Source organism: Pseudomonas botevensis (genome assembly GCF_019145475.1).
In the GTDB taxonomy this organism is placed as follows: domain Bacteria; phylum Pseudomonadota; class Gammaproteobacteria; order Pseudomonadales; family Pseudomonadaceae; genus Aquipseudomonas; species Aquipseudomonas botevensis.
Genome location: NZ_JAHTKI010000002.1, coordinates 59,651 through 84,599 on the forward strand (window position 1 = coordinate 59,651; position 24,949 = coordinate 84,599).

Annotated in this window: 23 protein-coding genes; 16 read left to right on the forward strand and 7 right to left on the reverse strand. The window is 59.2% G+C overall.

The genetic code is table 11. From position 1 onward, the window contains the following. The first annotated feature begins 138 nt into the window (after nt 1-138). Entirely contained in the window at nt 139-789 is a 651-nt protein-coding gene (locus tag KVQ74_RS03960) for a hypothetical protein (RefSeq protein ID WP_217829699.1), read from the forward strand. Between the two features lie 99 nt (nt 790-888). Here KVQ74_RS03960 and KVQ74_RS03965 read toward each other — a convergent pair whose 3' ends face one another. Beyond that, the gene (locus tag KVQ74_RS03965; RefSeq protein WP_217829700.1) at nt 889-2,742 is read right to left on the reverse strand and encodes an ABC transporter ATP-binding protein; all 1,854 of its coding nucleotides are present in this window, start codon (nt 2,740-2,742) and stop codon (nt 889-891) included. Between the two features lie 220 nt (nt 2,743-2,962). On the opposite strand from KVQ74_RS03965, the gene KVQ74_RS03970 reads away from it, so the two are divergent. Next, nucleotides 2,963-4,018, forward strand: a complete 1,056-nt coding sequence (locus KVQ74_RS03970) for an alpha/beta hydrolase family protein (RefSeq protein ID WP_217829701.1) — start codon at nt 2,963-2,965, stop codon at nt 4,016-4,018. A 66-nt stretch (nt 4,019-4,084) separates the two neighbouring features. Here the strand turns inward: KVQ74_RS03970 and KVQ74_RS03975 are convergent, their stop codons facing one another. After that, a complete protein-coding gene (locus tag KVQ74_RS03975) occupies nt 4,085-4,528 on the reverse strand; it encodes an Lrp/AsnC family transcriptional regulator (RefSeq protein ID WP_217829702.1) in 444 nt (147 codons plus the stop codon). Nucleotides 4,529-4,642: 114 nt separating this feature from the next. Here KVQ74_RS03975 and KVQ74_RS03980 point away from each other — a divergent pair, with 114 nt between their 5' ends. Next, a complete protein-coding gene (locus KVQ74_RS03980) occupies nt 4,643-5,284 on the forward strand; it encodes a LysE family translocator (RefSeq protein ID WP_217829703.1) in 642 nt (213 codons plus the stop codon). Between the two features lie 66 nt (nt 5,285-5,350). Here the strand turns inward: KVQ74_RS03980 and KVQ74_RS03985 are convergent, their stop codons facing one another. Further along, entirely contained in the window at nt 5,351-5,722 is a 372-nt protein-coding gene (locus KVQ74_RS03985) for a DUF6124 family protein (protein ID WP_217829704.1), read from the reverse strand. Nucleotides 5,723-6,341: 619 nt separating this feature from the next. Beyond that, nucleotides 6,342-7,274: an FRG domain-containing protein gene (locus tag KVQ74_RS03990; RefSeq protein ID WP_217829705.1), complete on the reverse strand. Its 933-nt coding sequence runs from the start codon at nt 7,272-7,274 to the stop codon at nt 6,342-6,344. A gap of 353 nt (nt 7,275-7,627) precedes the next feature. Between KVQ74_RS03990 and KVQ74_RS03995 the strand changes: the two genes are divergently transcribed. After that, nucleotides 7,628-8,350, forward strand: coding sequence for a hypothetical protein (locus KVQ74_RS03995; protein WP_217829706.1), 723 nt, complete (start codon nt 7,628-7,630; stop codon nt 8,348-8,350). Between the two features lie 27 nt (nt 8,351-8,377). Next, the gene (locus KVQ74_RS04000) at nt 8,378-9,055 is read left to right on the forward strand and encodes a DUF2971 domain-containing protein (RefSeq protein WP_217829707.1); all 678 of its coding nucleotides are present in this window, start codon (nt 8,378-8,380) and stop codon (nt 9,053-9,055) included. A 319-nt stretch (nt 9,056-9,374) separates the two neighbouring features. Here KVQ74_RS04000 and KVQ74_RS04005 read toward each other — a convergent pair whose 3' ends face one another. The 3 genes from KVQ74_RS04005 to KVQ74_RS04015 form a co-directional block, all read right to left on the reverse strand. After that, entirely contained in the window at nt 9,375-10,463 is a 1,089-nt protein-coding gene (locus tag KVQ74_RS04005) for a hypothetical protein (RefSeq protein ID WP_217829708.1), read from the reverse strand. 177 nt (nt 10,464-10,640) lie between these two features. Further along, complete coding sequence (locus KVQ74_RS04010) at nt 10,641-13,022, reverse strand: DUF3772 domain-containing protein (RefSeq protein ID WP_217829709.1); 2,382 nt, start codon at nt 13,020-13,022, stop codon at nt 10,641-10,643. Nucleotides 13,023-13,237: 215 nt separating this feature from the next. Further along, nucleotides 13,238-14,185, reverse strand: coding sequence for a SphA family protein (locus KVQ74_RS04015; RefSeq protein WP_217829710.1), 948 nt, complete (start codon nt 14,183-14,185; stop codon nt 13,238-13,240). A gap of 210 nt (nt 14,186-14,395) precedes the next feature. Here KVQ74_RS04015 and KVQ74_RS04020 point away from each other — a divergent pair, with 210 nt between their 5' ends. From KVQ74_RS04020 to KVQ74_RS04070, 11 genes are all read left to right on the forward strand, one after another. Further along, nucleotides 14,396-15,430 (forward strand): AraC family transcriptional regulator, encoded by a 1,035-nt coding sequence (locus tag KVQ74_RS04020; RefSeq protein WP_217829711.1) that lies wholly within the window; start codon nt 14,396-14,398, stop codon nt 15,428-15,430. Nucleotides 15,431-15,505: 75 nt separating this feature from the next. Further along, a complete protein-coding gene (locus KVQ74_RS04025) occupies nt 15,506-16,393 on the forward strand; it encodes a Dyp-type peroxidase (RefSeq protein WP_217829712.1) in 888 nt (295 codons plus the stop codon). A gap of 30 nt (nt 16,394-16,423) precedes the next feature. After that, the gene (locus tag KVQ74_RS04030; RefSeq protein ID WP_217829981.1) at nt 16,424-17,392 is read left to right on the forward strand and encodes a Gfo/Idh/MocA family protein; all 969 of its coding nucleotides are present in this window, start codon (nt 16,424-16,426) and stop codon (nt 17,390-17,392) included. 140 nt (nt 17,393-17,532) lie between these two features. Then, nucleotides 17,533-18,285 (forward strand): GntR family transcriptional regulator, encoded by a 753-nt coding sequence (locus tag KVQ74_RS04035; RefSeq protein WP_217829713.1) that lies wholly within the window; start codon nt 17,533-17,535, stop codon nt 18,283-18,285. Further along, nucleotides 18,282-20,012 (forward strand): fumarate reductase/succinate dehydrogenase flavoprotein subunit, encoded by a 1,731-nt coding sequence (locus tag KVQ74_RS04040; protein WP_217829714.1) that lies wholly within the window; start codon nt 18,282-18,284, stop codon nt 20,010-20,012. Before KVQ74_RS04035 ends, KVQ74_RS04040 begins: the two co-directional genes overlap by 4 nt. Nucleotides 20,013-20,038: 26 nt before the next feature. Then, the gene (locus tag KVQ74_RS04045) at nt 20,039-20,284 is read left to right on the forward strand and encodes a 4Fe-4S dicluster domain-containing protein (protein WP_007959413.1); all 246 of its coding nucleotides are present in this window, start codon (nt 20,039-20,041) and stop codon (nt 20,282-20,284) included. Between the two features lie 146 nt (nt 20,285-20,430). Next, nucleotides 20,431-21,855: an ABC transporter substrate-binding protein gene (locus KVQ74_RS04050; protein WP_217829715.1), complete on the forward strand. Its 1,425-nt coding sequence runs from the start codon at nt 20,431-20,433 to the stop codon at nt 21,853-21,855. Between the two features lie 218 nt (nt 21,856-22,073). After that, complete coding sequence (locus tag KVQ74_RS04055; RefSeq protein WP_217829716.1) at nt 22,074-22,856, forward strand: ABC transporter permease; 783 nt, start codon at nt 22,074-22,076, stop codon at nt 22,854-22,856. After that, nucleotides 22,856-23,704, forward strand: a complete 849-nt coding sequence (locus KVQ74_RS04060) for an ABC transporter ATP-binding protein (RefSeq protein WP_217829717.1) — start codon at nt 22,856-22,858, stop codon at nt 23,702-23,704. The genes KVQ74_RS04055 and KVQ74_RS04060 overlap by 1 nt, the downstream gene beginning before the upstream one ends. Next, nucleotides 23,701-24,663: a HEAT repeat domain-containing protein gene (locus KVQ74_RS04065; protein ID WP_217829718.1), complete on the forward strand. Its 963-nt coding sequence runs from the start codon at nt 23,701-23,703 to the stop codon at nt 24,661-24,663. The genes KVQ74_RS04060 and KVQ74_RS04065 overlap by 4 nt, the downstream gene beginning before the upstream one ends. Next, the gene (locus KVQ74_RS04070; protein ID WP_217829719.1) at nt 24,660-24,938 is read left to right on the forward strand and encodes a DUF971 domain-containing protein; all 279 of its coding nucleotides are present in this window, start codon (nt 24,660-24,662) and stop codon (nt 24,936-24,938) included. The genes KVQ74_RS04065 and KVQ74_RS04070 overlap by 4 nt, the downstream gene beginning before the upstream one ends. The last annotated feature ends 11 nt before the right edge of the window (nt 24,939-24,949 follow it).

Here is a 24,949-nt window from a genome sequence, read left to right on the forward strand (position 1 = left end):
CTATTGATGCGGTCAATGGCTCAAATCGCCATTCCTTCCAGGAATCCAGTATGTAGAGGCATCGAACCGACAACTTCGTAGTCCCTCGCATTTCGTCATCTACAATTTTGATCTGACTCCATTTTTTGGATGTGTCGAATGGAAACGTTTATCGGCGTGTGCGCTGGTGTCATAGGCATAGTTCTCGGTGTCATTGGGGTTGTTGCGTCGCTGCACCCGCCCAAAACACGCAGCGCAAAAATGGCCGTAGTTGCACTGTTCGTGGTGCTCTCAGCGCTGGCTGTTGCTACAACGGTAGTGGATCGCCAACGGGCGGAGCGAGATGCCTTGGCAATCAATCGGGATCTGAGTTTGTTAAAGGATTCGTCGTCCGCTCTTACAAAAAAAAATGATCAACTTCTACAAGATAATTTGGCTCTGGAAGCAAAGATTGCTGAGATGGCGCAAGCGCCACTGCGTCTGGCGTTGGAGCAAACACTGAAGCGCGATATCAAGCAGCATCTGGAGCGTGTTGACGGTTTTTTATCCAGCGAAAATGACGAGTTCAACCGTGATAGCGGGCAGGAATCAAATGAGGAGCATGCTCAGCGCTATTCAATATTTCGCCGCCAACTGGCATCGGATTACGTGTCCAAATACTTTTCGGAAACGCGTGCATTGCTTTTGCGAGCCGCCAATTTGAAGTTGATCCCCATGCAGAGTTTTGAGATCGACGGGCGGTTTATTGAAGCAGGGATGATTCCATACGTAGATGAGCTTCAAAAGCTCTCTACAAGAATGGCTGACTAAAAATGAAGGACGGCTAACGCTACGGATGCCTAATCAATACAGGCCATGTTCACTTCCTGCAGGAGGCAGTCACAAGTGACCGCCTCCAACCACTCCCACCTAATCCACCGCTTCGGCCACCCCCTGATCCTCGCCCAGAAACCCGCCACTCTGATGCTGCCAAAGCCGCGCATAGGTGCCGTTTTTCCCGAGCAGCTCAGTATGAGTTCCCTGTTCAATAATCCGCCCCTCATCCATGACAATCAGCCGATCCATGGCCGCGATGGTTGACAGGCGGTGGGCGATGGCGATGACGGTTTTGCCTTGCATCATTTCATCGAGGCTTTCCTGGATGGCCACTTCGACTTCCGAGTCGAGGGCGCTGGTGGCTTCGTCGAGCAGCAGGATCGGCGCGTTCTTGAGCATCACCCGGGCGATGGCGATGCGTTGGCGCTGGCCACCGGAGAGCTTGATGCCGCGCTCGCCCACCAGGGTGTCGTAGCCGCTGTGACCCTGGCGGTCGCTCAGTTGGCTGATGAAACCGTCGGCCTGGGCGTTGGCGGCAGCGCGGTGTACCTGTTCGTCGGTCGCGTCCGGGCGGCCGTAGGCGATGTTGTCGCGGATCGAGCGGTGCAGCAGGGAAGTGTCCTGCGTGACCATGCCGATGGTGCTGCGCAGGCTGTCCTGAGTGACATGGGCGATGTTCTGCCCGTCGATGCGGATCTCGCCGCTGTCCACGTCATAGAAGCGCAGCAGCAGATTGATCAGCGTGGATTTGCCGGCGCCGGAGCGGCCCACCAGGCCGATTTTTTCGCCCGGGCGGATGTTCAGGCTCAGGCCATCGAGCACCTGGCGTTCACCGTTGTAGTTGAAGCGCACCTTGTCGAAGGTCACCGCGCCGCCCATCGGCACCAGCACGCCGGCGTTCGGCGCGTCCTGCACCTTGGGGCCTCGGGTCAGGGTGTCCATGCCGTCCTGCACGGTGCCGATGTTTTCGAACAGCGACGTCATCTGCCACATGATCCAGTGCGACATGCCGTTGATACGCAGCGCCATGGCGGTAATCGCCGCCACCGCGCCGGTGCCGACTTCGCCCTGGTGCCACAGCCACAAGGCATAGCCACCCGCACCCATAATCAGGCCGACCACCAGCGCCTGATTGACGATTTCGAACTGGCTGACCAGACGCATCTGGCGGAACCCGGTCTGCTTGAAATCCTCCATCGCCGCCCGCGCAAAGTGCGCTTCACGCTTGGAGTGGGAGAACAGTTTCACCGTGGTGATGTTGGTGTAGGCGTCGGAAATCCGCCCGGTCATCGACGACCGTGCGTGGGCCTGTTCCTGGCCGACCTGGCCCAGGCGCGGCACGAAATACAGCATCGCCAACCCGAACAACGCGACCCAGGCAATGAACGGCAGCATCAGTTTCAGATCGAAGCCGCCGGCCAGGGCGATGATCGCAATGAAATAAACGCCGATGCCGGGGGCGATTTCGATCACCGTGAACAGCACTTCGCGCACGGCCAGCGCCGTCTGCATCACCTTGGTCGTGACCCGACCGGAAAACTCATCGGAAAAAAACGAAAGGCTTTGCCGCAGCATCAGCCGGTGGAAGTCCCAGCGCAGCCGCAGCGGCAGATTGATCGCCAGAATCTGGTGCTGCACCATCGTGCGCAGCGCCACCAGCCCGATGCTGGTCACCAGCACCACGCCGATCCCCCACAGCACGCGGCTTTCCTGCCCACTGACATCGCCGCCAGCCTTCCAGGTCGCCAGCAGATCCACGACCTGCCCGAGAAACGAAAACAGCCAGGCTTCATAGATCGAAACGCTGGCACTCAACAGTGCCAGCGCCAGCACATAACCGCGCGCGCCACGGGTGCAGGCCCACAGAAACCTCGCCAGGCCGGTCGGTGGCGGTGGCAGTTCATCAGGCGGGAAGGGGTCGAGTCTTCGTTCAAACACGCGAAGCATGGTGGTCTCCGAAATGATCAGCTGGCGGGGATTCTGCCATTTAACGGTGGGCTTGAGGGTTTTGCAGATGATGGGTTGACCCCATCGAAGGCTGGGTTGCTGCACTTTGTTGAGCGGTGACTGGCTTCGGGCCGCCATTCACGTAGCCAATTTTTTTGAATGTAGGCTTTAATGTCCGGGCTCATTGGCCGCTGCACCCACTATCAAGGAAGAAACCATTTTGAAACGAGCATTCGGCGCTCTGCTGTTGACCTGTTTGACGACTTTCGCCCTCGCTGACGAGCGTCCCGTCGGTTTTCAATCCTCTACGTTGACGGACCCGCAACACGACCGCGCACTGGAAATCGTCGTCTGGTATCCCGGCGCAACCGCTGCCGCCAAACAGATGATCGGCGATGACGTGGTGTTCGTCGGCGCACCCGCTGTGCGCAATGCCGCGCCCGTGGCCGGCAAGCATCCCTTGGTGGTGCTTTCTCACGGCTACCGGGGCAACTGGAGCAACCAGATCTGGCTTGCCAGCGCCCTGGCGCAGAAGGGCTACATTGTCGCAGCGGTCAATCACCCCGGCACCACCACTCACAACCTCAGCCCGCAAGCAGCGGCGCAATTGTGGCTGCGTCCCGACGATCTGCGCCGAGTGATCGATGGAGTCATGGCGCAACCGGAAAAGTTCGGCGCCGTCGCCAATGACCGAATTGCCGTCGTCGGCCACTCCCGCGGCGGCTGGACCGCGCTGGAAATCGCCGGCGCGCGTTTTGATCCGGAGCGCTTCGCCCAGGACTGCAAAACCCATCCGCAACTGTCCAGTTGCAGCGTGTATGGAAAGATCAATCCCACCAACACCGCGCAATCCAACGCCGCACTGGCGGGTGACTGGCGCGATAAACGCGTCACCGCCATCGTTTCGCTGGACCTGGGCCTGTCACGCGGCCTGACCGATCAGAGCCTCGCCGCGCTCCCGGTGCCAGCGCTGGTGATCGCGGCCGGCGTGCCGTCGCGCGACCTGCCCGCAGAACTGGAGTCCGCCAACCTCGCCAAACGCCTGCCGGCGGCTTCCAGTCATTACGTCGAAATCAGCGATGCCAGCCATTTCAGCTTCATGTCGCGGTGCAAACCGGGCGCGGAGGCGATGCTTGAAGAGGATGTGCCGGGTGACGGGATCATTTGCCGGGATGGCGAGAACGGGCGTCCGCGTGAGGTGATTCAGCAGCAGGTTGTGGCGCTGATAGAAGATTTTCTGGCGCAGTCATTTGCCTACAAGCAAGGCGGTTTGTAAAAGGGCGGAGCGATAGCTGCCGACCACACCCGACAGCTTCGCTCGTCATCCGGCACGGCTTGCGAATCAATGGCGCCCTGGGCGCTCAAGAGCGCGCGAAGACAACGGAGTGGACATCACGATTGAAGTTCGCGTCTCGCCGTAAAGGTTGATCCGCTCGATCAAGCGCTCAAGGTCGCTCATGCTGGTCGCGACCAGTCGCATGACGTAGGAATCGGCCCCGGTGACATGGTCGCATTCGAGAATTTCAGGAATCGAGCGCAACAGATCCAGAAATTTTGCCTTGGCCGGCTGGGGCACCGTCATCGCAATCAACGCGGCTACCGGGTAACCCGCCGCAGCCAGATTGACGCGAGCGGCATAACCTTCGATGACCCCCACCTCTTCGAGACGCCTGACGCGCTCCGTGACGGCCGGCACGGAAAGGTGGACTTGGCGTGCAAGCTCCGTATACGTCATCCGGCCATTGCTTTGGAGATTGCCGAGTATTTTCCAGTCGATTTCGTCCATATTCTTTAATTTTTAAGTAAAGGAGGGATTATTCCTTTAAAACTGCATTCTTCGCAAATTGAAGAATGCCTACGATGACCACTGAATTCGACGTGCATCGTAAGGGGAAGGCATATGTTGTTCATCAAAGCGGTCGTCATCGGCTGTTCGATTGCTGCACCGGTAGGGCCGATCGGGCTGCTCTGCATTCAGCGCAGTCTGAAGCGCGGATTTCGTTCAGGATTTGCGACCGGCATGGGCGCTGCCAGCGCTGATGCGATCTACGGGCTGCTTGGCGCGATTGGCGTAGCGGGAGTCGCCCTGTCCTCACCCTCGCTCGCGATGATCCTGAAGATCATGGGCGGCGCGTTTCTCGTGTGGCTCGCCTGGGGCATTGCCCGGGACATGCGCAAGCCCTTGTCGGAATCGAAGGAAGAAGCGTCGGCAGCGGCGGCTCGGGATTTTCTGACCGCGTTTGGCCTGACGCTCTCCAACCCCATGACCATATTGTCCTTCATCGCCATATTCGCGGCGCTCGACCCACTCAGCGGCGGCCACGACCAGACCGGCAACACAATGTGGCTCGCCACCCTGACAATGGTCGCCGGCGTGTTCCTGGGTTCTGCGGCCTGGTGGCTGTGCTTGAGCGGCACAACGTCCGTGCTGCGGCAAAAAATGTCGGCTTCATTCATGCACGCAGTTTCCTCCGTGTCGGCGCTGGCTATCGGAGCGTTTGGATTGGTGCAGGTGGTCAGTGGCGTGCGTGCTGTCCTCTGACAAAACCGCTAGCAGAGGGCGGACTTCGGATACACGCGATCCGAAACCGCCCTAGGGAACCACGGTTTACGCTACTTCAACATGGTCCAACGCTTGATTCACCGCCAACTCGGCAACCATCACCACCTGCGCGATACCCAACGCCGTTTTGCGATGCGAATGGTCGAGTGTTGCTGCGAAGTTGCTGAGCATTTCGCTGACTGAGCCGAGGTTTTCGCTGGCGTTGGCGAGCAGCGATTCGGTGTTGTACTTGGGATTGGCCATGTACATGGCCTCGGGTTCGTTGCAGGACGACATGATCCGCGCGGCCGGGGAAAGGTAATGGTCGAGCGCACGCTCGGCGGCATCGTGGAATTTCTTCGAACCGGGACATTCGTAGGGCGAGGCGGGGTCGGTTTCCAGATTGGGTTCTGGTGGGTTGGGTGTGATTTTGAACATAGATGAAACTCCAGCACTTAGTAAAAGGGGAGTCATCCACTCTCGCTACCAAACGAGGGTGGCGACCATACACAGGTTGGTAGACCGGAGCACTGGAACCGGCGCTTCCGAAGAAGCCCTGAGCATGGCCACCATAAATCCGGTCGCAACAACGCAACCGCACAAGGCGACGCAATGCATCAGCGCTACGGGTCTACCAAACCCGATCACTGGTTTTCAGTGACGGAGAAATGATGGAAGCCGTGGCGTAGACGCACAAGCCGGCGGATTCTGGCGTAGGTGTAGGGAATGGCGCAAGGTGTTGTAGCCCTTTGCGGGGAGATGAGAGTTTGATTTAAACGGCTGTGTTTAGATCAATGAGGATTGTTTGAGAGCAGCTAGGCTCACGCTGCGATTGGCACAGGCTACAAGGAAATTTGAAACGGACAGAAACGTACGAAATGCTTTTGCGTCCTCGCGTGAAAGGTCGCTTCCGGCCAGAAGCGGACATCGGCAAGCGACCGCTGTCGGCCAAAAGCGATCAGTCGTGGCCGTTATCATTTGCATTTGTTAGGTCCAGCGACAGCATTAAATTCAACATGTGATGCATCCTTTCGTGGTGTTGCTCAGTTATCCGTGATCAGTAGACGTCAGGATCACTGTCATAGCTATCAGCGTTGTAATCGTCTATCGCAGATTGGGAATGCCTTACTCCAATCTCCACATTGCCCCAGTCTTTAACCATTTTTGCCGCGCCGTGAAAGCCGGGGAATAGAGTGGAGCCATCAACGCCCATTTTAGAACACAAATCCAACAGTTCCGGCGCCTCGCTAACTGGTAGCGTCAGTTTAAAAAGCGGTGTGTAGCCACCTCTTATATCGTAGATTTCTTGAACGTCCTCAAGCGCGTCAGGTGTGTATACGTCGTCTACACTGTAATCCTTCGCATGGTGAGCAGTGAACAAACCAGACTGTGCCGCTTGATTTTGACTTGTGCCTCCCGGTGGTCTAATGATCTTCAAGGTTTTCCAAAAAGGTGCATAGGTGGTTTCCAGAGCCCATACAGCGATTTTAGGCATTCCCATAAAATCAATCTCAAAGCTAGCTGAGGATGCAGCAAAGTAACATGCAACAAAGCTTCTATCAGTCCAGTCTAGGAGACGCGTTGGCACCTCGTAATGTTGAGCTATTGCCATGATTTGGTGCATTTCTTGCTGAGGCCATGGCAAGTGCCCGCTCATGAATGTGTGTTGAGCTGATAGCAGTCTATCTCTGATCTGCTCTGTATATCCGGGCACAATCAATCCCGACCTATCACAGCCATCTAAGAATTTCTTCAGGATGTCCAACTCAAAGCGAATCTGTCCTGAGCTTGATTTATCGAGCATTCTTCGAGGAGAGTCGTACCCAAATGAACCTTTGCCATTGCGGCACACAGAAGGGGTTAGCTTGTATTCGTCGCTTGGCTGGCCCCTGAAGACGTATTTCCCGTTTTTCCAAACTTCATTAAGAGGTGAAACGTAATCAAGCAACTGACGCGCAGTCTCAAAAGGCTTTTCGATTGGGCTTCCCATCGTTCCTTGATCCTTGTTCCATTGGTTGTATCCCATTGTACGGACCACTGATCAGCAGCAGCAACGGCTTAGAAGGCGTTCTGAGGTGTTTTGAAAGAAAGGGCTAGAAAGACGTTTGGAAGCGCCCGCTACCGGCCAGGAGCAACTGGTGGAAGGAGCGATGGGAAATGAGTAGCTATGCTTCTTCTAATGTCGGAGCTTAGTCGACCGCAATGTATTGAACTGATCGTGAGGCTCGTAAAAAAGGAACGACATGAAATTTCTACTCCCCCAACTGTCGCAAAACCCGCCAGTCAACCGGTTGCTGCGCGATATGTCCGTACAGCGTCGTTTACTGCTACGTTAGTCCTCGTATGCCCTGCGCCCTGTGCCTCAAAGAAGCCGAGCTTCGCCGTTCGCACGTCATTCCCGAGTTCCTGTACGAGACACTCTATGACGAAAAACACCGGCTTCAGGTGCTGTCCATCATTCCGGAGCAAGCGAATTGGCGCGAGCAAAAGGGGTTGCGAGAACGTTTGCTGTGCGATGCATGTGAAAAAAAGCTGTCGGTTTGGGAGCGCTACGCAAGCTTGGTACTCAAGGGGGGCGTGTCACTGACCGTCAGGCAAGAGGGCAATATCGTCCACATCTCGGACCTCGACTACCGCCAGTTTAAGCTGTTCCAGCTTTCCGTACTGTGGCGGGCCGGCGTTTCCTCATTACAGTTCTTCGAAAACGTCCAGCTCGGAAAACACGCAGAGGCCCTGCGCCGCCTTCTCCTAGCCGGTGACCCGGGTTCCCCTGAGCGGTATGGTTGTTTCATGTTCGGCCTGAAGCACGAGTCTGGGGCTTTCACCGGCCTCATCATGCAGCCTGGAAAAGTGCGCCTCAGTGGCCACATCGCATATCGATTCGTCTTCGGTGGCTTTCTCTGGGCTATGCTCGTATCTAGCCACGACCTTGGAGCGCCTTTGAATCAGTGCACCCTCAGCGCCGCTGGCAACACGGCTATTCTTTTGCGCAATGCAACCGACATGGAAAACTTGGTCAGCTTCTCGGCGGAACTTGGTCAAATGGGGCGTGCACCGTCCCCGTGAGAAAGAAGTGCAAAAGCGAGGGACAAATTGAAGCTGTACTACTTAACTTCAGAGAAGTGGGCGAAAGTCATTCTGCATGAGCGACGTCTCAAGCTATCGACCATAGCAGAGTTAAATGATCCTTTTGAGTTACTCGGTGCATCAATAGGAGAACCTGCGGCACGCAAAGTTCTTAGGTACGTCCAAGGGCGTGTCACCGATACGTTCGGCTTGGTGTGCATGAGCACGACTTGGCAGAGTCCGGTGATGTGGGCGCACTACGGCGACAAACACAAGGGCGTATGCCTAGGCTTTGAGGTGATCGAACAAAGACTCCGGGAAGTCATCTATGAGCCAAAAAGACTTAGTAAACTTCTTGGGGAAAGTCCCTGCTTAGGCAATGTGACTGCCGAAGTGTTGAACACTCTACTCACGACCAAGTCTGTGGAATGGTCCTATGAGAAAGAACATCGCTTGATCGTTCGCTTCGACAACGCGCTACCAGGCCGCAATGGAATGCATTTTCTGCCATTCAACAATGAGGTCCTTGTGTTAAAAGAAGTGATTCTAGGTAGTCGCTGCGATTGGACCTTACAAGCAGCTAAGCGTGCGGTTGGCAAAGTACCGCATCAGGTATCGCTGAAACGAGTGCGCCCGTCGTTCAAAGAGTTCAAAATGGTTCAACAACGCAAGGAGCCTATCGTCTATGTCAAACCGAAAACCTAACTCTGTCACGCAGCGCCTGACTACATAATTAGTGTCCGCTTTAGGTCGATTGATACCGGTGGTGACAGGTAGAGAGCGGCCAAAAACTGCCAATATTGACTGGTTGGCAGAACAATGGAATTCCTGCGAGGCAAACAATCAGTCAGGTCCTTATTCCGGGCACTTTAAGAGCGTTGGAACTGAGTTCCGAGAAGTCGAAGAAAAATCGATTGAGGAAACTGGCGAGATTGCGAAGAAGCTCCTAGGAGCCCGTAGACGCCAGCGCCAACCTGTTTCGGTGTGGCTAGCGTCACCATGGGCAATCTGGGCCAGAAACCGACTAGTAGAGTGTGATCATCCTGAGAAGATGATCATCAGGCTTATACTCTAGAGCAACATTCATGCGGGCGATGCGGCCTGACGCGGATCGTGGAACCTCAATTACTACGTTGAATATTTTCACATCGAGATCTTTCAAGTAGCGAAGATTATATATATAGCTTGCTTCAATTTTTGACCGTATTAGATTCGTCAGTTGCACTTTGTCAAGCTCAACAAGATCGCCTTTTATCAGTTTCCCTACATTTATTAAATATTCATATTTTGCGTCTTCTATTTGAATATCCATGTCTGCTAACGGAGATACCACATCTGAAATTGCATTCAGTGAGAAGTGCGTATCCGTCTCGAATCCTGGCCAAGTCGGCCGTTCGATTTTATAGCTAAGGAAGTGGTTGAAGTCGTGCGATTGAATGCTCCGTATTTGATATCCAAGATCCTCAAATGGATAGAATGTGATATTGATATTTTCATCATTCGACCGATCATCCTCATGAGGGAGAATGATCAGGTTCTCTCGTTTTATGCATACATTTACTAAAATAGTAGAAAGGTAGGCCTTTACAGAGGAAGCGTAAGTGGTCGGAATGAATCCCAGATACGCTGAAAATGATTTTAACCCTTCATGGATTCTTTCCAAAGACGTATCGGTTACATTCGTTATATAAACGCAAAAAAGAAGGTTGCTGTGTTTATATTCGAACGATTTTGTAAGGATTAAGTTCTCAGAGAGTAGATTGAATACAAGTTCTTGTTTTTCATTGCTCGCGACGAGGTCTCCAGCGAGAATACTCTGTGTGCTTCTAGGATCCAAAAAAGGTAAAATCGCCTGCATTGCCTCGCGACCATAACTGCTAGATTCTATTGCCGTTGAATCGAAAATAAGTCCAATTTCGTTATTCTCCAAAGATGGAACTAGCGCTGTTTTTAGTTTTGCATAGTCCACGCCGCTCTTCTTAAGATCGCGAACGGTATTTTGAAACATAGATTGAATTTCGGTCATCATTCTCGATTGAGAAACTTCAAAAGCATCGCTAGTTACTTCGAGGAAAACGTTTCCTCTTGCATTTAGGGTAAAAATCGTATCCATTTTAAAAGTCCATGAGAACAAATTTTATGCGCGGACATATGCTCAAGTAACGATGACTAGAACATTAACATTCTTTACTCCACGGCAGGGTAGGATAGCCAAAACTTACCGGAAAATAGCCTCCTCACAGACGTCCGCTTTTGTCCGATAGCAGACCCTCATTCCCACAACCTCCCTTTAAGTCACCGGCTTAGCCAACTCAATCCCCGCCGCCCCCAACCGCTTCAAAATCTCAAACAACAAATCACTCTTCGTCACCCCCACAATCCTCGGGCTGCCCACATACCCCGTCACCGTCAACGTAATCCCGTCCGGTGTCAGTTTGCTGAACCTCACAAACGGTGCCGGTTTCTCCAGGATGGTTTCGTGCTCGGTATAGGTATCCAGCAGCAAGCTCTTGACCTGTTCCGGATCGATATCCAGCGGGAACATCAATTCCAGCGTCGCCACGCCTTGGGCGCTGCCGCCGAGGGTGACGTTGCGCAGGTTTTGCGAGATGAGTTGGGAGTTGGGGACGATGACGATGGAGCGGTCGCTGAGCTGGATTTCGGTGGCGCGGACGTTGATGCGGCGGATGTCGCCTTCGACGCCGCTGATGCTGATGAGGTCGCCGACTTTGACCGGGCGTTCGGTGAGGAGGATGAGGCCGGAGACGAAGTTTTTCACGATCTCTTGCAGGCCGAAGCCGATGCCGACGGAGAGGGCGCTGACGATCCAGGCGAGGTTGGTCCACTGCACGCCGAGGGAGGAGAGGGTGAAGAGGATGACGGTGGCGTAGCCGATGTTGGAGAACAGGGTGCTTAAGGACGCGCACATGCCCGGGTCCATGTCGGTCTTGGGCAGGAATTCGTTGTCGAGCCAGCGGCGCAGGGCGCGGATCAGGTAGATGCCGATCATCAGCGCCAGTACGGCGTTGATCAGGTGGCCGGGGACGATGTTGAGTTTGCGCAGGCCGGCGCCGCCGAGGATGGTGCCGATGTTGGCGAGCAGTTGGCCGAGGGTGGTGCCGATGCCGCCGACGAAGAGGGTGATCACGCCCAGCAGCAACAGGCCGGCGCGGCCGAAGCCGGCGGTCAGGATCGCCATTTGCTCCAGGCGTCGGTCGCTGACGCCCAGCAGTTGCTTAAGGGCCTTGCCGCTGGAGTGTTTCGGCGAGAAGAGGAATGCGCAGCCGTCCTTGAGCACTTGCATCAGCAGGTAGAAACCGGCGAGGACGATGTAGCTCCAGACCAGTTCGTAGGTGACGAAGCGGGCGAGAGACACGTAACCGGTGAGCAGGGCGATGATCGAGATGACCATCGACAGGCTGGCAACGGTGTAGATCACCCCGGCCAGGGTATTGCCCGCCGCCGAGGTGTCGCCGGCAGCGACCAGCGCCTTGCGCACGCGGGCGGTGCGGACCAGCAGCGTCACAACGATTGCCATGACCAGCACCGCTGTTATGCCACGGCCGGCCATCACAATCTGGCTGCTCATGCCGGAGGCGTTGCTGATCTGGATCAGCGTCACCAGCACCAGCAGGGTGCCGGCGAGCAGGCGCGGGAACGGTTTGAGGGCGAGGGCGACTTGGTCTTCGATCGATGGCAGGCGCCATGACGGGTGTTCGGTGGACAGCAACGCGCGGCCCAGGCTGGTGATCATCACGCAGGCATAGACGGCTTTTTCGAATTCGTCGGAGAAGGTCGCCAGCATCGGCGAAAGCGGCACATGGCGTGTGCAGGCGTAGTAGAGCAGCTCCAGCGCGATGGCGGTGGTGGCGAGCGTGGCCAGGGCCGAGGCGAAGGCCAGTGAGCTGCGGCGCAGGCGTCCTTCGGGCATGCGGTGGATGCAGAATTGCGCGAGCCAGCGGTCGGCGAGGCGACGGCCGACGGTCCAGATCAAGGCGGCCAACAGCACCAATAACGTCGTGAAGAAGCGCTGGCCGGGTTCCCAGGCCTGGGCGCCGGTTTGCCGGATCTGCTCGCCGAACGCTTGCCAGCGCTGTCGGTCATCCGGCGATGGGTCGAACAACGGCGTCCAGAACGACGGGTTGAGAATGCTGTAGGTGCGCAGGGTCAGCTCGCTTTCGAGCAGGTTGCGGCGGATGCCGGCGATGTGGGTGATCAGGTCGGTGGCGCTTTGCTTGAGCGCGGCGAGGTTTTTCAGGGTGGTGTCGACTTTGTTTTTCTGTTCGGTCAACGAGGCGCGTTGGGCGGCGATGTCGGCCTGTTCGGGGGCAATCGCATCCGCCGGCGCGGCGCCGAGGACGCTGAGTTGCACGCTCAGTTGGGCCTGTTGCGGCAGCAGCGATGCCGACAGCCGATCGACGTCAAGGATGAACGACTGCACCCGGTCTTGCGGGCCTTCGAGCTGGGCGTAATTGTTGGTGGAGGAAATCTGCTGCTTGAGTTCGTCCAGGCGTTGTTGCAGCGCTTGCAGATCAGTCGCCGAGACACCGGGCAGCGGGGCGGCAATGCCGGCATTGGCGGTGTCGGGCGGATCGGCGGCGAAGGCGGCCACGACACTTGGGCCGAGCAGGGTCACGGCGATGAAAATCAACGACTTCAAGGCATTGCGCATGAGCGGGCTCGATTCCGGTTGATCACACAAACATTGAGGTTAGGTGATCGGGCCGGGGATCGAGGAAAAGTTTCAGGGTGGGTGTGCCATCCCCCCACATCCCCTGTGGGAGCGGGCTTGCCCGCGAAGGCGATGGGTCAGCTACATAAAGACCGACTGACAGGACGCCTTCGTGGGCAAGCCCACTCCCACGAGATCACCAGGAGAGGGCTGCCTTAGAACGCATACGGAATACTGATCTTGGCCCAGAGCATTTCACCCTCCGGCCGGTTCTCCACATCGAACTCCTTGGCCCAGCGAATCTCCGCGCTGGCGTACTTGAGGAAGGTGAAGTACAGCGCCGGGCCGATGGCGAACACTTTGCCGCGCACGCCGTCGTTCACGTCTTCGCCGGCAAACTGCACGGTATGGCCGAACTGTTTGTCGTCGGTGGTCTGCTTGAGGAAGTAACCGTTGACGCCGAGCCGCAGGTCATCGGTGACCCGGTAACTGGCCGAATAATCGAAATGGAAGATCTGCCCCGACTTGTAGTCGGTGTCCTTGTTTTTCTCGTTGAAGCTGTAGGTGGTCTTCATCGACACCTCGGTGCGCTCGGTTGGCAGCCAGGTGAAGGAGAACAGGGGTTTGTAGGTGTAGAAATTGTTGCTGGTGTTGGCCAGGCGATCGACGCTGTATTCGCCGGTGGGCACGGTGACTTCCACCGCCGCGCCGAGGGTCAGGTTCTTGCCCATGTCCCACAGGATGATCGGCGCGAATGTGGTATCGCCCATGCCTTCGCGGGTGTCGCTGAGGCCGAATACCGAGACTTCCTGTTTCAGCCACGGCTGGGCGATGTAGCCGGCCAGACGTCCGCCGAGAATCCGTACCGGGCTCAGGTAGTCGAGGCGAGGGATGACGGCCGTGGACTCGATCTCGACATTCGGCACCTTGCCGCCCAGCGAGCTGATGTTGAATTTGGTCGCCTTGTAGTGGTTGTAGTAGAGGTTGAACGCGACCATGTTTTCCGGGAGGTTGTCGACGTCCAGGGGCAGGACAAAGAATCCGTCGGTGCCGGTGCCGATATTGTCGACGCCGGCTTCGGTCGCCAGGGCCGGCAAGGTTACGGCACTGGCGGTCAGCATCAGGGCGAGATGCGCAGGGAATGTCGCGCGGTTCTGGGTCATGTCCGTCCTCATTATTATTGTGATTGGGCGTACCGCCGGCGCACATGGCGCCCGGCACCATAGAAATAAGCCGTTGTCGTACGCCAGGGCAGGGTATTGGCGGACACGTAGGGGGACTTCTGCGGACAGCCCGTCAACCCTGTGCTAACTTCTTTCGACATAACCGGTTACAAAAATAACAATTCAGCGTGATCCGGGATGTCCACCTCCATGAATATGAAAGTCGTCGACCCCACCTACGAACTGGCGCTGGTGTCGCCGTTCCTCTTGCAGACCCTGGCCGAAGTCGCCGCCAACAAGGGCATCGACCCCGAGAGCCTGTGCCGTGGCCTGGGTTTTACCTGCGAAGACTTGCAGGACCCGGCGCAACGCATTTCTTATCGCCAGGCCGTCGCCATGATCCAGCGCGCGCTCAAGGTCCTGCCCAATCAGGGGCTGGGGCTGTGGGTCGGCGCGCAGAATGTGCTGGGCACGCTTGGGTTGCTGGGGCATGTGCTGTCGCTGTGCAAGAACCTGCGCGACGCGTTTGCCCTGGGGATTCGTCATCAGCACACGTCGGGCGGGATCGTAGTGTCCAGCGTTGAGGTGGTGGGCGAGCAGGTGTACCTCGACGCCGAGTGCCGGCTGCCGTTTGCCGAGATTCAGATGTTTGCGGTGGAAGAGTTTTTCGCCAGTTTGCTGGTATACGGCCGGGCGCTGGTGGGCAATGACTTCAAAGCGATTGCCGTGGAATTCGTACATGCGGCGCCGGATTACGTCGACGAATACCACCGGCTGCTTGGGCCGCAGGTGCGTTTCGGGTGCCTGCACAATCGCATGTTGATCGATGTGCGCTGGCTGGATGTGAACCTGCCGAACCATCATTCCCTGGCGTTGCGTCAGGCGGTGAAGTTGCTGGAGCTGGAAGCGGCGCAGGTGCATCAGAAACTGGATCTGATTCAGGCGGTAGAGCGGGCGATTGCCCGGGACCTGAGCCAGGGCAGTCATATCGAGAAGATTGCCGGCGACCTGAACATGAGCAGCCGCACGTTGCGCCGCCGGTTGACCGAGCATGCGCTGACGTTCGAGGCGCTGCTGGAGCAAGTGCGGCAGGCGCGGACGATGAGTTTGTTGGCGAACCCGGAAATGCCGATCGAGCGGATCACGGAGGAGGTCGGGTACAGCGATGTGCGCAGCTTTCGCCGGGCGTTCAAGCGCTGGACGGGGATGAGCCCGAGTGCGTGGCGGCAGGAGCCTGCGGCCTGATTCTCTGGCGCATCGAATCCCCCACAAACCATCCGCCTACAGGTAAACTCCGCGCCACTTTCTCAAGGAGTTCACATGAGTTACTACCAGCCGGGCATCCTCGCCACCCCCGTTCCCCCGCAAGCACGTCACCTGTTTTTCGCTCTCGAATCGGTTGAAGCGCTGCCGCAGGCGTTCGACAACCTGCTGAATCTGGTGGATGGCAAGTCGGCGGTGGTCGGTTTCGGTGAGTCGCTGGTCAAGGCCTTGAACGTCCAGGTCGACGGCTTGCGCAGCTTCCCGGCGCTGACCGGTGTCGGCGTGGAAAACCCGTCGACCCAGCACGCCCTGTGGGTCTGGCTGCACGGCGTTGACCGTGGCGAGCTGCTCAATCGCAGCACCGCCGTGGAGGCCGCGCTGGCCCCGGCCTTGCGTCTGGTACAGATGAACGAAACCTTCCGCCACATGAACGGCCACGACCTGACCGGTTACGAAGACGGCACCGAAAACCCTCACGACGAAGCTGCGATTGCCGCTGCGTTGCTCGGCGAGGGCGCCGAAGGTCTGGTGGGTGGCAGCTTCGCCGCGATCCAGCAGTGGCAGCATGACCTCAAGGGGTTCCACGCGTTGTCCGCCGAAGACAAGGACAACATCATGGGCCGCCGCCTGAGCGACAACGAAGAAATCGACGACGCGCCGGTCTCCGCCCACGTCAAACGCACCGCTCAGGAAAGCTTCGCTCCCGAGGCATTCGTTGTCCGCCGTTCGATGCCATGGATCGAAGGTGACCGCGCCGGGCTGATGTTCCTCGCGTTCGGCTTCTCCCTCGACGCTTTCGAAGCGCAATTGCGCCGCATGAGCGGCCTGGAAGATGGCATCACCGACGGTCTGTACCGCATCAGCCGGCCGATCACCGGCGGCTACTACTGGTGCCCGCCGCTGAAGGATGGTCATCTGGATTTGCGCGCGCTGCGCATCGGCTGACGGGTACAGGATAAGGAGCAGGACATGGACGTGAACGTGGTGCGCTGGGGCATGATCGGTTGTGGCAGTGTCACAGAACGCAAGAGCGGGCCGGCCTTCTACAAGGCGCCGGGTTCTGCGCTGGTGGCGGTCATGGGCCGCCGTCTCGATGCTGTCAGCGATTACGCCGCGCGCCATGGCGTCGCTCGGGTCTATACCGATGTCGAGGCGTTGATCAACGACCCGCAGGTGGACGCGGTGTACATCGCCACGCCCCCTGACACTCATCACGCCTACAGCCTGAAAGTCGCCGCCGCCGGCAAGCATTGCTGCGTGGAAAAGCCCATGGCCCTCAACGCCGGGCAGAGCCGCGACATGCAGCGGGTGTTTGCCGAAGCCGGGCTGCATTTGTTCGTCTCCTACTATCGCCGCTCGTTACCGCGCTTCCAGCAGGTGCGGCAGTGGCTGGAGGAGGGGCGCATCGGCGAAGTGCGGCACCTGAGCTGGACGCTGACCAAGGCGCCGTCGCCCATGGATCTGGACGGCAGCGCCAACTGGCGCACTGACCCGGCCGTGGCGGGTGGCGGTTATTTCGCTGACCTGGCCAGCCATGGCCTGGACCTGTTTCAGTACCTGCTGGGCGATATCGTCGAAGTCGCGGGGCTCACCGCGCGCCAGGCCGGACTGTACGCGGCCGAGGATGCGGTCAGTGCCAGTTGGCGTTTCGCTTGCGGGGCGCTGGGCATGGGCTGCTGGAACTTCGTGGCGGATCGGCGCGAGGATCGGGTCGAGATCATCGGCAGCCAGGGACGGATCGGGTTTTCGGTGTTCGACGAGCATCCCGTGCAACTGCATGCCGAGGAGCACCTCAGTCTGGACATTCCCCACCACGAACATATCCAGTGGCACCACGTCCTGGGCATGAACGCGCACATTCGCGGCACCGCGCAACACCCGGCCACCGCCGCCGAGGCCTTGAAGACCGACTGGCTCATGGACCAGATCCTCAAGCGCTCCTGACCGTATTCCCCTGTGGGAGCTGGCTTGCCAGCGATCGCGGTGGAGCGGCGCATCTAAGGTTATGCCCAAACAATATTTCTCAAGCTTGTCATAACGTCTCTAAGATCACGTCATAACTCGTTATAACAAGTGATCCCGTGATGACCGATAACGTTCTCTCCCTCAGCAGCGTCCCGCTGCACACCCAACTGCGCGATGTCCTGCGCGCCCGCATTCTCGATGGGGAATACCCGCAAGACAGCCAGATGCCGTCCGAAAGCGAGCTTGGCGCGTTGTTCAAGGTCAGTCGCATCACCGTGCGCCAGGCCCTGGGCGATCTGCAAAAGGAAGGGCTGATCTTCAAGATCCACGGCAAAGGCACCTTCGTCGCCAAGCCCAAGACCTTCCAGAACGTCAGCAGCCTGCAAGGTCTGGCCGAGTCCATGACCGGGCGCGGCTACGAGGTGATCAACCGCCTGCGCAGCTTCAAATTCATCCCTGCCGACAAGCGCTTCGCCGAGCGTCTGCAAGTGGCGGAAGGCGAGGTTGTGGCGCAGATCAAACGCGTACGCCTGATCAACCGCGAGCCGATCTCCCTGGAAATCACCTACCTGCCCAAAGCCATCGGCGAGCGGCTGGAGAAGGCTGACCTGGTGACCCGCGACATCTTCCTGATCCTGGAAAACGACTGCGGCATCGCCCTCGGCCACGCTGATCTGGCGATTGACGCGGTGCTCGCCGACAGCGACCTGACCCAGGCACTGAGCGTCGAGGCCGGCTCGCCGATCATGCGCATCGAGCGTCTGACCCACGATGCCAGCGGCCAGCCTCTGGACTTCGAACACCTTTATTACCGTGGCGATGCGTTCCAGTACCGCCTGCGGATCGACCGGCAAAAAGGGGAGCAGGCATGAGTCGCAACGTTCTTGAACAGGAATACGACATCGTCGTGATCGGTGGCGGTACGGCCGGGCCGATGGCGGCGATCAAGGCCAAGGAAAACAATCGCGACCTGCGGGTGCTGCTGGTCGACAAGGCCAACGTCAAACGCAGCGGCGCGATCAGCATGGGCATGGATGGCCTGAACAACGCGATCATCCCCGGCCACTCGACGCCGGAGCAGTACACCAAGGAAATCACCATTGCCAACGACGGCATCGTCAATCAGGCGGCGGTATACGCCTATGCGACGCACAGTTTCGAAACCATCGAGCAACTCGACCGCTGGGGCGTGAAGTTCGAGAAAGACGAAACCGGCGATTACGCGGTGAAAAAAGTCCACCACATGGGTGCCTATGTGCTGCCGATGCCGGAAGGGCACGACATCAAGAAAGTCCTCTACCGCCAGTTGAAGCGCGCGCGGGTGAGCATCACCAACCGCCTGGTCTGCACTCGTTTGCTGACTGACGAGGAGGGCGCGGTCAACGGCGTGATGGGCTTCGATTGCCGCACCGCTGACTTCCATGTGATCAAGGCCAAAGCGGTGATCCTCGCGTGCGGTGCCGCCGGACGCCTCGGCTTGCCATCCTCGGGCTACCTGATGGGCACCTACGAAAACCCGACCAACGCCGGTGACGGTTACGCCATGGCGTATCACGCCGGGGCCGAACTGGCGAATCTTGAGTGCTTCCAGATCAACCCGCTGATCAAGGACTACAACGGCCCGGCCTGCGCCTACGTCACCGGCCCGCTGGGCGGCTACACCGCCAACAACAAGGGTGAACGCTTCATCGAGTGCGATTACTGGAGCGGGCAGATGATGTGGGAGTTCCACCAGGAGCTGGAAAGCGGCAACGGCCCGGTGTTTCTCAAGCTCGATCACCTGGCCGAGGAAACCATCCAGAACATCGAGGAAATCCTTCACAGCAACGAGCGCCCGAGTCGCGGTCAGTTCCACGCCAATCGCGGCACCGACTACCGCACGCAGATGGTCGAGATGCACATCTCCGAGATCGGTTTTTGCAGCGGCCATTCGGCGTCCGGGGTGTGGGTCAACGAGCGTGCCGAGACGTCGGTCAAAGGCTTGTACTCGGCCGGCGACATGGCGGCGGTGCCGCACAATTACATGCTTGGGGCGTTCACCTACGGCTGGTTTGCCGGGCATAACGCGGCGGACTACGTCGCCGGGCGCGAGTTTTCCGCGCTGGATGCCGGGCAGATTGCCAGGGAACAGGCGCGGGTCTACGCACCGCTGGACCGCGAACACGGTCTGCCGCCGGCCCAGGTCGAGTACAAGCTGCGGCGTTTCGTCAACGACTACCTGCAACCGCCGAAAGTGACGAAGAAGATGCAGATCGGTCTGCAACGCTTCAGCGACATCGAGCGCGATCTGGATGAAATGAAGGCCAACAACGCCCACGAATTGATGCGCGCCATGGAAGTCAGCGTGATCCGCGACTGCGCTGAAATGGCCGCACGGGCCTCGCTGTTCCGTGCCGAAAGTCGCTGGGGCCTGTATCACTATCGGGTCGACCACCCGCAACGCGACGACCGCGAGTGGTTCTGCCATTGCCATCTGAAGAAGGGCGATGACGGCCGCATGACCAGTTTCAAGAAAGCCGTCGAGCCTTACATCATCCCGCTCGACGCCGAGGAAATGCAGGCCTACGACCGCTTGCGGGTTGGCGCCTTCGCCGCTTGATACACCGATAAGAGAGAACCCGAACCATGGCCTATCAAGCCCAGGAAATCTTCTTCCGCTCCAATGCCCCCGTCACCGTGGACGAGGACAAATGCATCGCCGAAAAGGGCTGCACCGTCTGCGTCGATGTCTGCCCGATGGACTTGCTGGCGATCAACCCGGCGACCCAGAAGGCCTACATGGCGTTCGACGAATGCTGGTACTGCATGCCCTGCGAAAAGGACTGCCCGACCGGGGCGGTGAAAGTCGAGATTCCGTATTTGTTGCGCTGAGACACCCTTCTGTCGGAGCGACTTGCCCGCGAAGAGGCCCGCCCAGACACCGCAAGACCGCCATCCGGCCACCCCCGGACGCCTGAAATCGAACACCCCTCGTTTCCCACCGTGCCCTGATCACGGCGGAGACGAACATCCTATAAATGATTCGAGGGGAAACACTCATGTTGCGTGCAGCAATCGCCGGTCTGGTACTGGCTTCATTCACCTTGTCCGCTTCGGCGCAAACCATCCGCATTGCCATCGGCACCCAGGACACCACGATCAACTGCGCCGCTGGCGGTCTGTTGATTCGCGAGCTGGGCCTGCTCGACAAATACCTGCCCCACGACGGCGCCTACAAGGACGCTAAATATGATGTGCAGTGGAAGAACTTCACCAGCGGCGCGCCGCTGACCAATGAGATGGTCGCCGGCAAACTCGACTTCGGCGCCATGGCCGATTTCCCCGGTACGTTCAACGGCGTGGCCTTCGAAACCGCCGGCAAGCACAGCCTGTTCATCAGCGTGCTGTCGGGCAGCATCAAGGGCAGCGGCAACGGCATCGTGGTGCCGAGCGCCTCGGGCGTGCAGTCGCTGAGCGAACTCAAGGGCAAGACCATCTCCGTCCCGTTCGCCTCCACCGCTCACGGCATGTTGCTGCGGGCCGTGGCGGAGCAGGGCTGGGACCCGCTCAAGGACGTGAACATCATCGCCCAGCCGCCGGAAGTCGCCGGCTCCGCGTTGCAGGCCGGCAAGATCGACGCCCACGCCGATTTCGTGCCGTTCGCCGAGCTGTTTCCCAGCCGTGGCTTCGCCCGCAAGATCTACGACGGCGCCCAGGCCAACGCCCCGACGTTCCACGGCGCGCTGGTGGATCAGGCCTATGCGAAGAAATACCCGGAAATCGTCGTCGCCTATCTGCGTGCGAGCATCGAGGCCAATCAGTTGCTGGCCGCTGAACCGGAGAAGTACAGCGAACTGATCGCCAAGGTCACCGGCGTCGATGCCGAGGTCAACTACCTGTTCCACGGCCCGCTCGGCGTGCAGACCCGCGACCTGAGCTGGAAACCGGAATACCGCCAGGCGGTCGGCACCGCTATCGACACCCTCAAGCTGCTGAAAAAGGCTGACCGGGGACTCGATCTGAATACCTTCATCGACGACCAGTACATCCGCGCGGCGTTCAAGGCGTCGAATCTGGACTACACGGCGCAACTGGCCAATTACGCGCAGACGCCGTTGAAGTCGGTGGATGCAGCCACCGGCAAAACGATTACGGATTTCAGCCATGTCGCGGAGATCTGGGTGCGGGGTGAGGACAAGGTGCGTCAGTACGCGTCTGCCGAAAGTGCCTTCACCGCGTTGGCCGGGTTGAAGCAGGAAGGCAAGAACATCCGTGCGGTGTATGCCCAGGCCAGTGACAGCGGGATCAAGTTGCTGGCGGAGCAGGCGTGGTTTGCCAGCGATGCCAAGGGACGCTTGAGCGCGTTTCTGCTCAAAGGCCAGGCCCAGCAATTTGCTTCGGCGCAGGGCGGCAAGGTGTTCGACTTTGCCGATGCCACGACCCAGGCCGTTGCCAGCCGCTAAAAACACTAGCCCTCCCGAAACGTCGGACCGCCCGGAGGAAGAGGGGACTGATTTTGGTGTTTGGGCTTAATGCGTCGGTCTGAAATTTCGAGTCGAGCCTGGATTTTGAAGGGCATGAAGATCGGCTCCCTTTCCCCCTCGCCCCTCTTGGGGGAGAGGGCTGGGGTGAGGGGGTTGGATCTGCGCCACACCACAGCCTCAAAACTGGAAACCCATTAATGAAAACACCCAAAACCCGCTGGATCTCCAGAGCCGCCTCGCTGCTGCTCTGCCTGCTGTTCTGGCAACTCGCCGCCAGCCAGCACTGGAATCTTGGCCTGGTCACATTCGCCAACGTGCCAACACCTTGGGCCGTGATCGAAGCCGCCCTCGGTCTCGGCGACTCCGGCAAACTCGCCCAACACCTGAGCAGCAGCCTCGCCCGGGTCTTCGCTGGCTACCTCGCTGCGCTGCTGCTCGGCATTGCTCTGGGCCTGGCCATCGGCCGTTCGAAATGGGCCGAAGACCTGCTGCTGCCACCGCTCGAAGTGTTGCGCCCGATCCCCGCCGTGGCGTGGATTCCGCTGGCGATCCTGATGTTCCCGTCGTCGGAGCTGTCGATGGTGTTCATCACCTTCACCGGCGCGCTGTTCCCGATCCTGCTCAATACGGTACACGGCGTCGAAGGTGTCGATCCACGCCTGATCGCCTCGGCCAAAAGCCTTGGGGCAGGGCGCCGGGCGATTTTGCTGGAGGTGATCCTGCCGGGCGCCGCGCCGAGCATCATCACCGGCCTGGCCATCGGCATGGGCACCTCCTGGTTCTGTCTGGTGACCGCCGAAATGATCTCCGGCCAGTTCGGCATCGGTTATTACACCTGGGAGTCCTACACCATCCAGAACTACCCCGACATTGTGGTCGGCATGTTGCTGATCGGCGTGTTGGGCATGGGCAGCAGTCTGTTGATCAAACGCCTGGGCGGGTTGTTCACGCCTTGGCATCGACCACGAGGAAAAGCCTGATGAGCGTGATGCAAACCCCCGAAGGGCGGATCGACATCCGCCAGCTGTCGATTGTCCTCGGCCAAGGCAAACAAGCCTTTGAAGCGGTGCAAGGCCTGGACTGCCAGATCGAACCTGGCCAGTTCGTGTGTATTCTCGGGCCGTCCGGTTGCGGCAAGTCGACCTTGCTCGGTGCGCTGGCCGGGCACCTGCAAGCCCATGCCGGCACGCTGAAAGTCGACGGCGCCGACGTGCCCGGGCCGTCACCGCAGCGCGGCATGGTGTTCCAGCATCACACGCTGTTCCCGTGGCGCACGGTGCGCGACAACGTGGCGTTTGGTCTGAAAATGCGCGGCATCGGCAAGGCTGAGCGTCATCGTGCTGCCGATGAAATCCTCACACTGGTCGGCCTCGACGGCTTCGGCGAACGCTGGCCGGATCAGCTTTCCGGCGGCATGCAACAACGGGTGGAAATCGCCCGAGTGCTGGTCAACCGGCCACGCCTGCTGCTGATGGACGAACCTTTCGGCGCGCTGGATGCCCTGACCCGGTTGAACATGCAGGAACTGCTGCTGGACATCTGGATGCGAATCCGCACCACCGTGGTGTTCGTCACCCATGACATCGACGAAGCGCTGTTTCTTGCCGACCGCCTGCTGGTGATGAGCGCGCGACCAGGGCGGATCATCGAAGACCTGCGCCTGGATTTCCCGCGCCCCCGCACCACCGAACTGGTCACCAGCGGCGAGTTCTCACGGCTCAAACGCCATTGCCTCGAACTGCTGCGCCATGACAACGACCGGCCGCTGCCGCGCCTCAACCCGCTCGGCCTGCCTCCTGAAAACCCTTTGCCGCGATTTGCCCTATGACCTCATTTTTTGCTGTGACCGATAACCACGACATCCTTGCCCTGCAACCGCGTCTGACTGCTGACGATGCCGGGGTGCGACGGATTGCACTGATCGATTTGGCCGACCTCGAAGAGCCGGACGGCTTGCTCTGGCTGGTCGAACGACTGGTGCAGGACCCTGCCGAGGAAGTTCGCGCCGAAGCCGCGCGTTTGCTGGAGGCCTGGGAGGACGGGCCGGTGGTCGAGGCGCTGTGTCAGGCGCTGACCGATCCGTCGCCCGCGGTGCAGGCGGCCGCTGCGCAGAGTCTGAGCCTGCTGAAGACGGAGGCGGCCGGTCGGGTGATTCTGCCGTGGACCGGGCATGCCGAGGTCGGCGTGCGAATCGCTGCGTTCCGCGCCTTGCGTGAGCTGCGCTTCCCCGAGGCCGCGCCGGCCGCCGTCACGGCGCTGAACGATGCCGATGCCAATGTGCGCCGCGAAGCGGTGGGTGTGCTCGGCTGGCTCAAGCAGCTCGACGCCTTGCCAGCGCTGGCGCGACTGGCCGCCGATGACCCGGACACCGAAGTCCGCCGCGCCGCCACTGGCGCCCTTGGCCTGGCTTCCGGCGCCGAAGTGCTGCCGGCCCTGCGCCGCGCCTTGCAGGACAACGCCTGGCAGGTCCGCGAAGAAGCCGCAACTACCCTGGGCAAAGTCGGTCAGCCAGACGCCGGCCCGGCGCTGATCGAAGCCCTCGGTGACGATTACTGGCAAGTGCGCCTGCGCGCCACCCGCAGCCTGGGACGCCTGCGTTATGCCGCCGCCCTCGAAACCTTGATCGATACCCTCGGCCATCGCATCAGCAATCTGCGCAAGGAGGCCGCGCTGGCTCTTGGGGAACTGAATGATCGCGGCGCGATGGCAGCCTTGCAGGCGGCACAGGACGATGGCGACCCGGAAGTGCGCAAAGCCGTGCGCATTGCCTTGAGTCAGTTGCAATGAGCCCGCTGGCGATCGGCAATTCCCGGAGCGAACAGCGCCTGCGCCTGACCTGGCCGGACGGCCGCGAATCGTTGCTCGATCACGCCGAACTGCGCCGCCAGTGCCCGTGCTCGCAATGCCGCGCCTTTCGCCTGCGCGGCCTGACGCCGATGGTCGATGAGCGCGTCCGGGTGGTCGAACTCAACCCCCAGGGTTATGGCCTGCAACTGGTGTTCAGTGACGGCCATCAGCGCGGCATTTATCCGTGGGCTTATCTGGCACAGCTCGATTCCTGACCTTTAGTGGG

What these genes read in the sequence shown, in the direction of transcription:
- KVQ74_RS04040 (WP_217829714.1), top strand. Translation starts at nt 18,282, where the DNA reads ATGAGTCGCAACGTTCTTGAACAGGAATACGACATCGTCGTGATCGGT.
- KVQ74_RS04060 (WP_217829717.1), top strand. Translation starts at nt 22,856, where the DNA reads ATGAGCGTGATGCAAACCCCCGAAGGGCGGATCGACATCCGCCAGCTG.
- KVQ74_RS03995 (WP_217829706.1), top strand. Translation starts at nt 7,628, where the DNA reads ATGCCCTGCGCCCTGTGCCTCAAAGAAGCCGAGCTTCGCCGTTCGCAC.
- KVQ74_RS03975 (WP_217829702.1), bottom strand. Translation starts at nt 4,528, where the DNA reads ATGGACGAAATCGACTGGAAAATACTCGGCAATCTCCAAAGCAATGGC.
- KVQ74_RS04065 (WP_217829718.1), top strand. Translation starts at nt 23,701, where the DNA reads ATGACCTCATTTTTTGCTGTGACCGATAACCACGACATCCTTGCCCTG.
- KVQ74_RS04005 (WP_217829708.1), bottom strand. Translation starts at nt 10,463, where the DNA reads ATGGATACGATTTTTACCCTAAATGCAAGAGGAAACGTTTTCCTCGAA.
- KVQ74_RS04020 (WP_217829711.1), top strand. Translation starts at nt 14,396, where the DNA reads ATGAATATGAAAGTCGTCGACCCCACCTACGAACTGGCGCTGGTGTCG.
- KVQ74_RS04055 (WP_217829716.1), top strand. Translation starts at nt 22,074, where the DNA reads ATGAAAACACCCAAAACCCGCTGGATCTCCAGAGCCGCCTCGCTGCTG.
- KVQ74_RS03985 (WP_217829704.1), bottom strand. Translation starts at nt 5,722, where the DNA reads ATGTTCAAAATCACACCCAACCCACCAGAACCCAATCTGGAAACCGAC.
- KVQ74_RS03980 (WP_217829703.1), top strand. Translation starts at nt 4,643, where the DNA reads ATGTTGTTCATCAAAGCGGTCGTCATCGGCTGTTCGATTGCTGCACCG.
- KVQ74_RS03960 (WP_217829699.1), top strand. Translation starts at nt 139, where the DNA reads ATGGAAACGTTTATCGGCGTGTGCGCTGGTGTCATAGGCATAGTTCTC.
- KVQ74_RS03990 (WP_217829705.1), bottom strand. Translation starts at nt 7,274, where the DNA reads ATGGGAAGCCCAATCGAAAAGCCTTTTGAGACTGCGCGTCAGTTGCTT.
- KVQ74_RS04070 (WP_217829719.1), top strand. Translation starts at nt 24,660, where the DNA reads ATGAGCCCGCTGGCGATCGGCAATTCCCGGAGCGAACAGCGCCTGCGC.
- KVQ74_RS03965 (WP_217829700.1), bottom strand. Translation starts at nt 2,742, where the DNA reads ATGCTTCGCGTGTTTGAACGAAGACTCGACCCCTTCCCGCCTGATGAA.
- KVQ74_RS04015 (WP_217829710.1), bottom strand. Translation starts at nt 14,185, where the DNA reads ATGACCCAGAACCGCGCGACATTCCCTGCGCATCTCGCCCTGATGCTG.
- KVQ74_RS04045 (WP_007959413.1), top strand. Translation starts at nt 20,039, where the DNA reads ATGGCCTATCAAGCCCAGGAAATCTTCTTCCGCTCCAATGCCCCCGTC.
- KVQ74_RS04050 (WP_217829715.1), top strand. Translation starts at nt 20,431, where the DNA reads ATGATTCGAGGGGAAACACTCATGTTGCGTGCAGCAATCGCCGGTCTG.
- KVQ74_RS04035 (WP_217829713.1), top strand. Translation starts at nt 17,533, where the DNA reads ATGACCGATAACGTTCTCTCCCTCAGCAGCGTCCCGCTGCACACCCAA.
- KVQ74_RS04010 (WP_217829709.1), bottom strand. Translation starts at nt 13,022, where the DNA reads ATGCGCAATGCCTTGAAGTCGTTGATTTTCATCGCCGTGACCCTGCTC.
- KVQ74_RS04025 (WP_217829712.1), top strand. Translation starts at nt 15,506, where the DNA reads ATGAGTTACTACCAGCCGGGCATCCTCGCCACCCCCGTTCCCCCGCAA.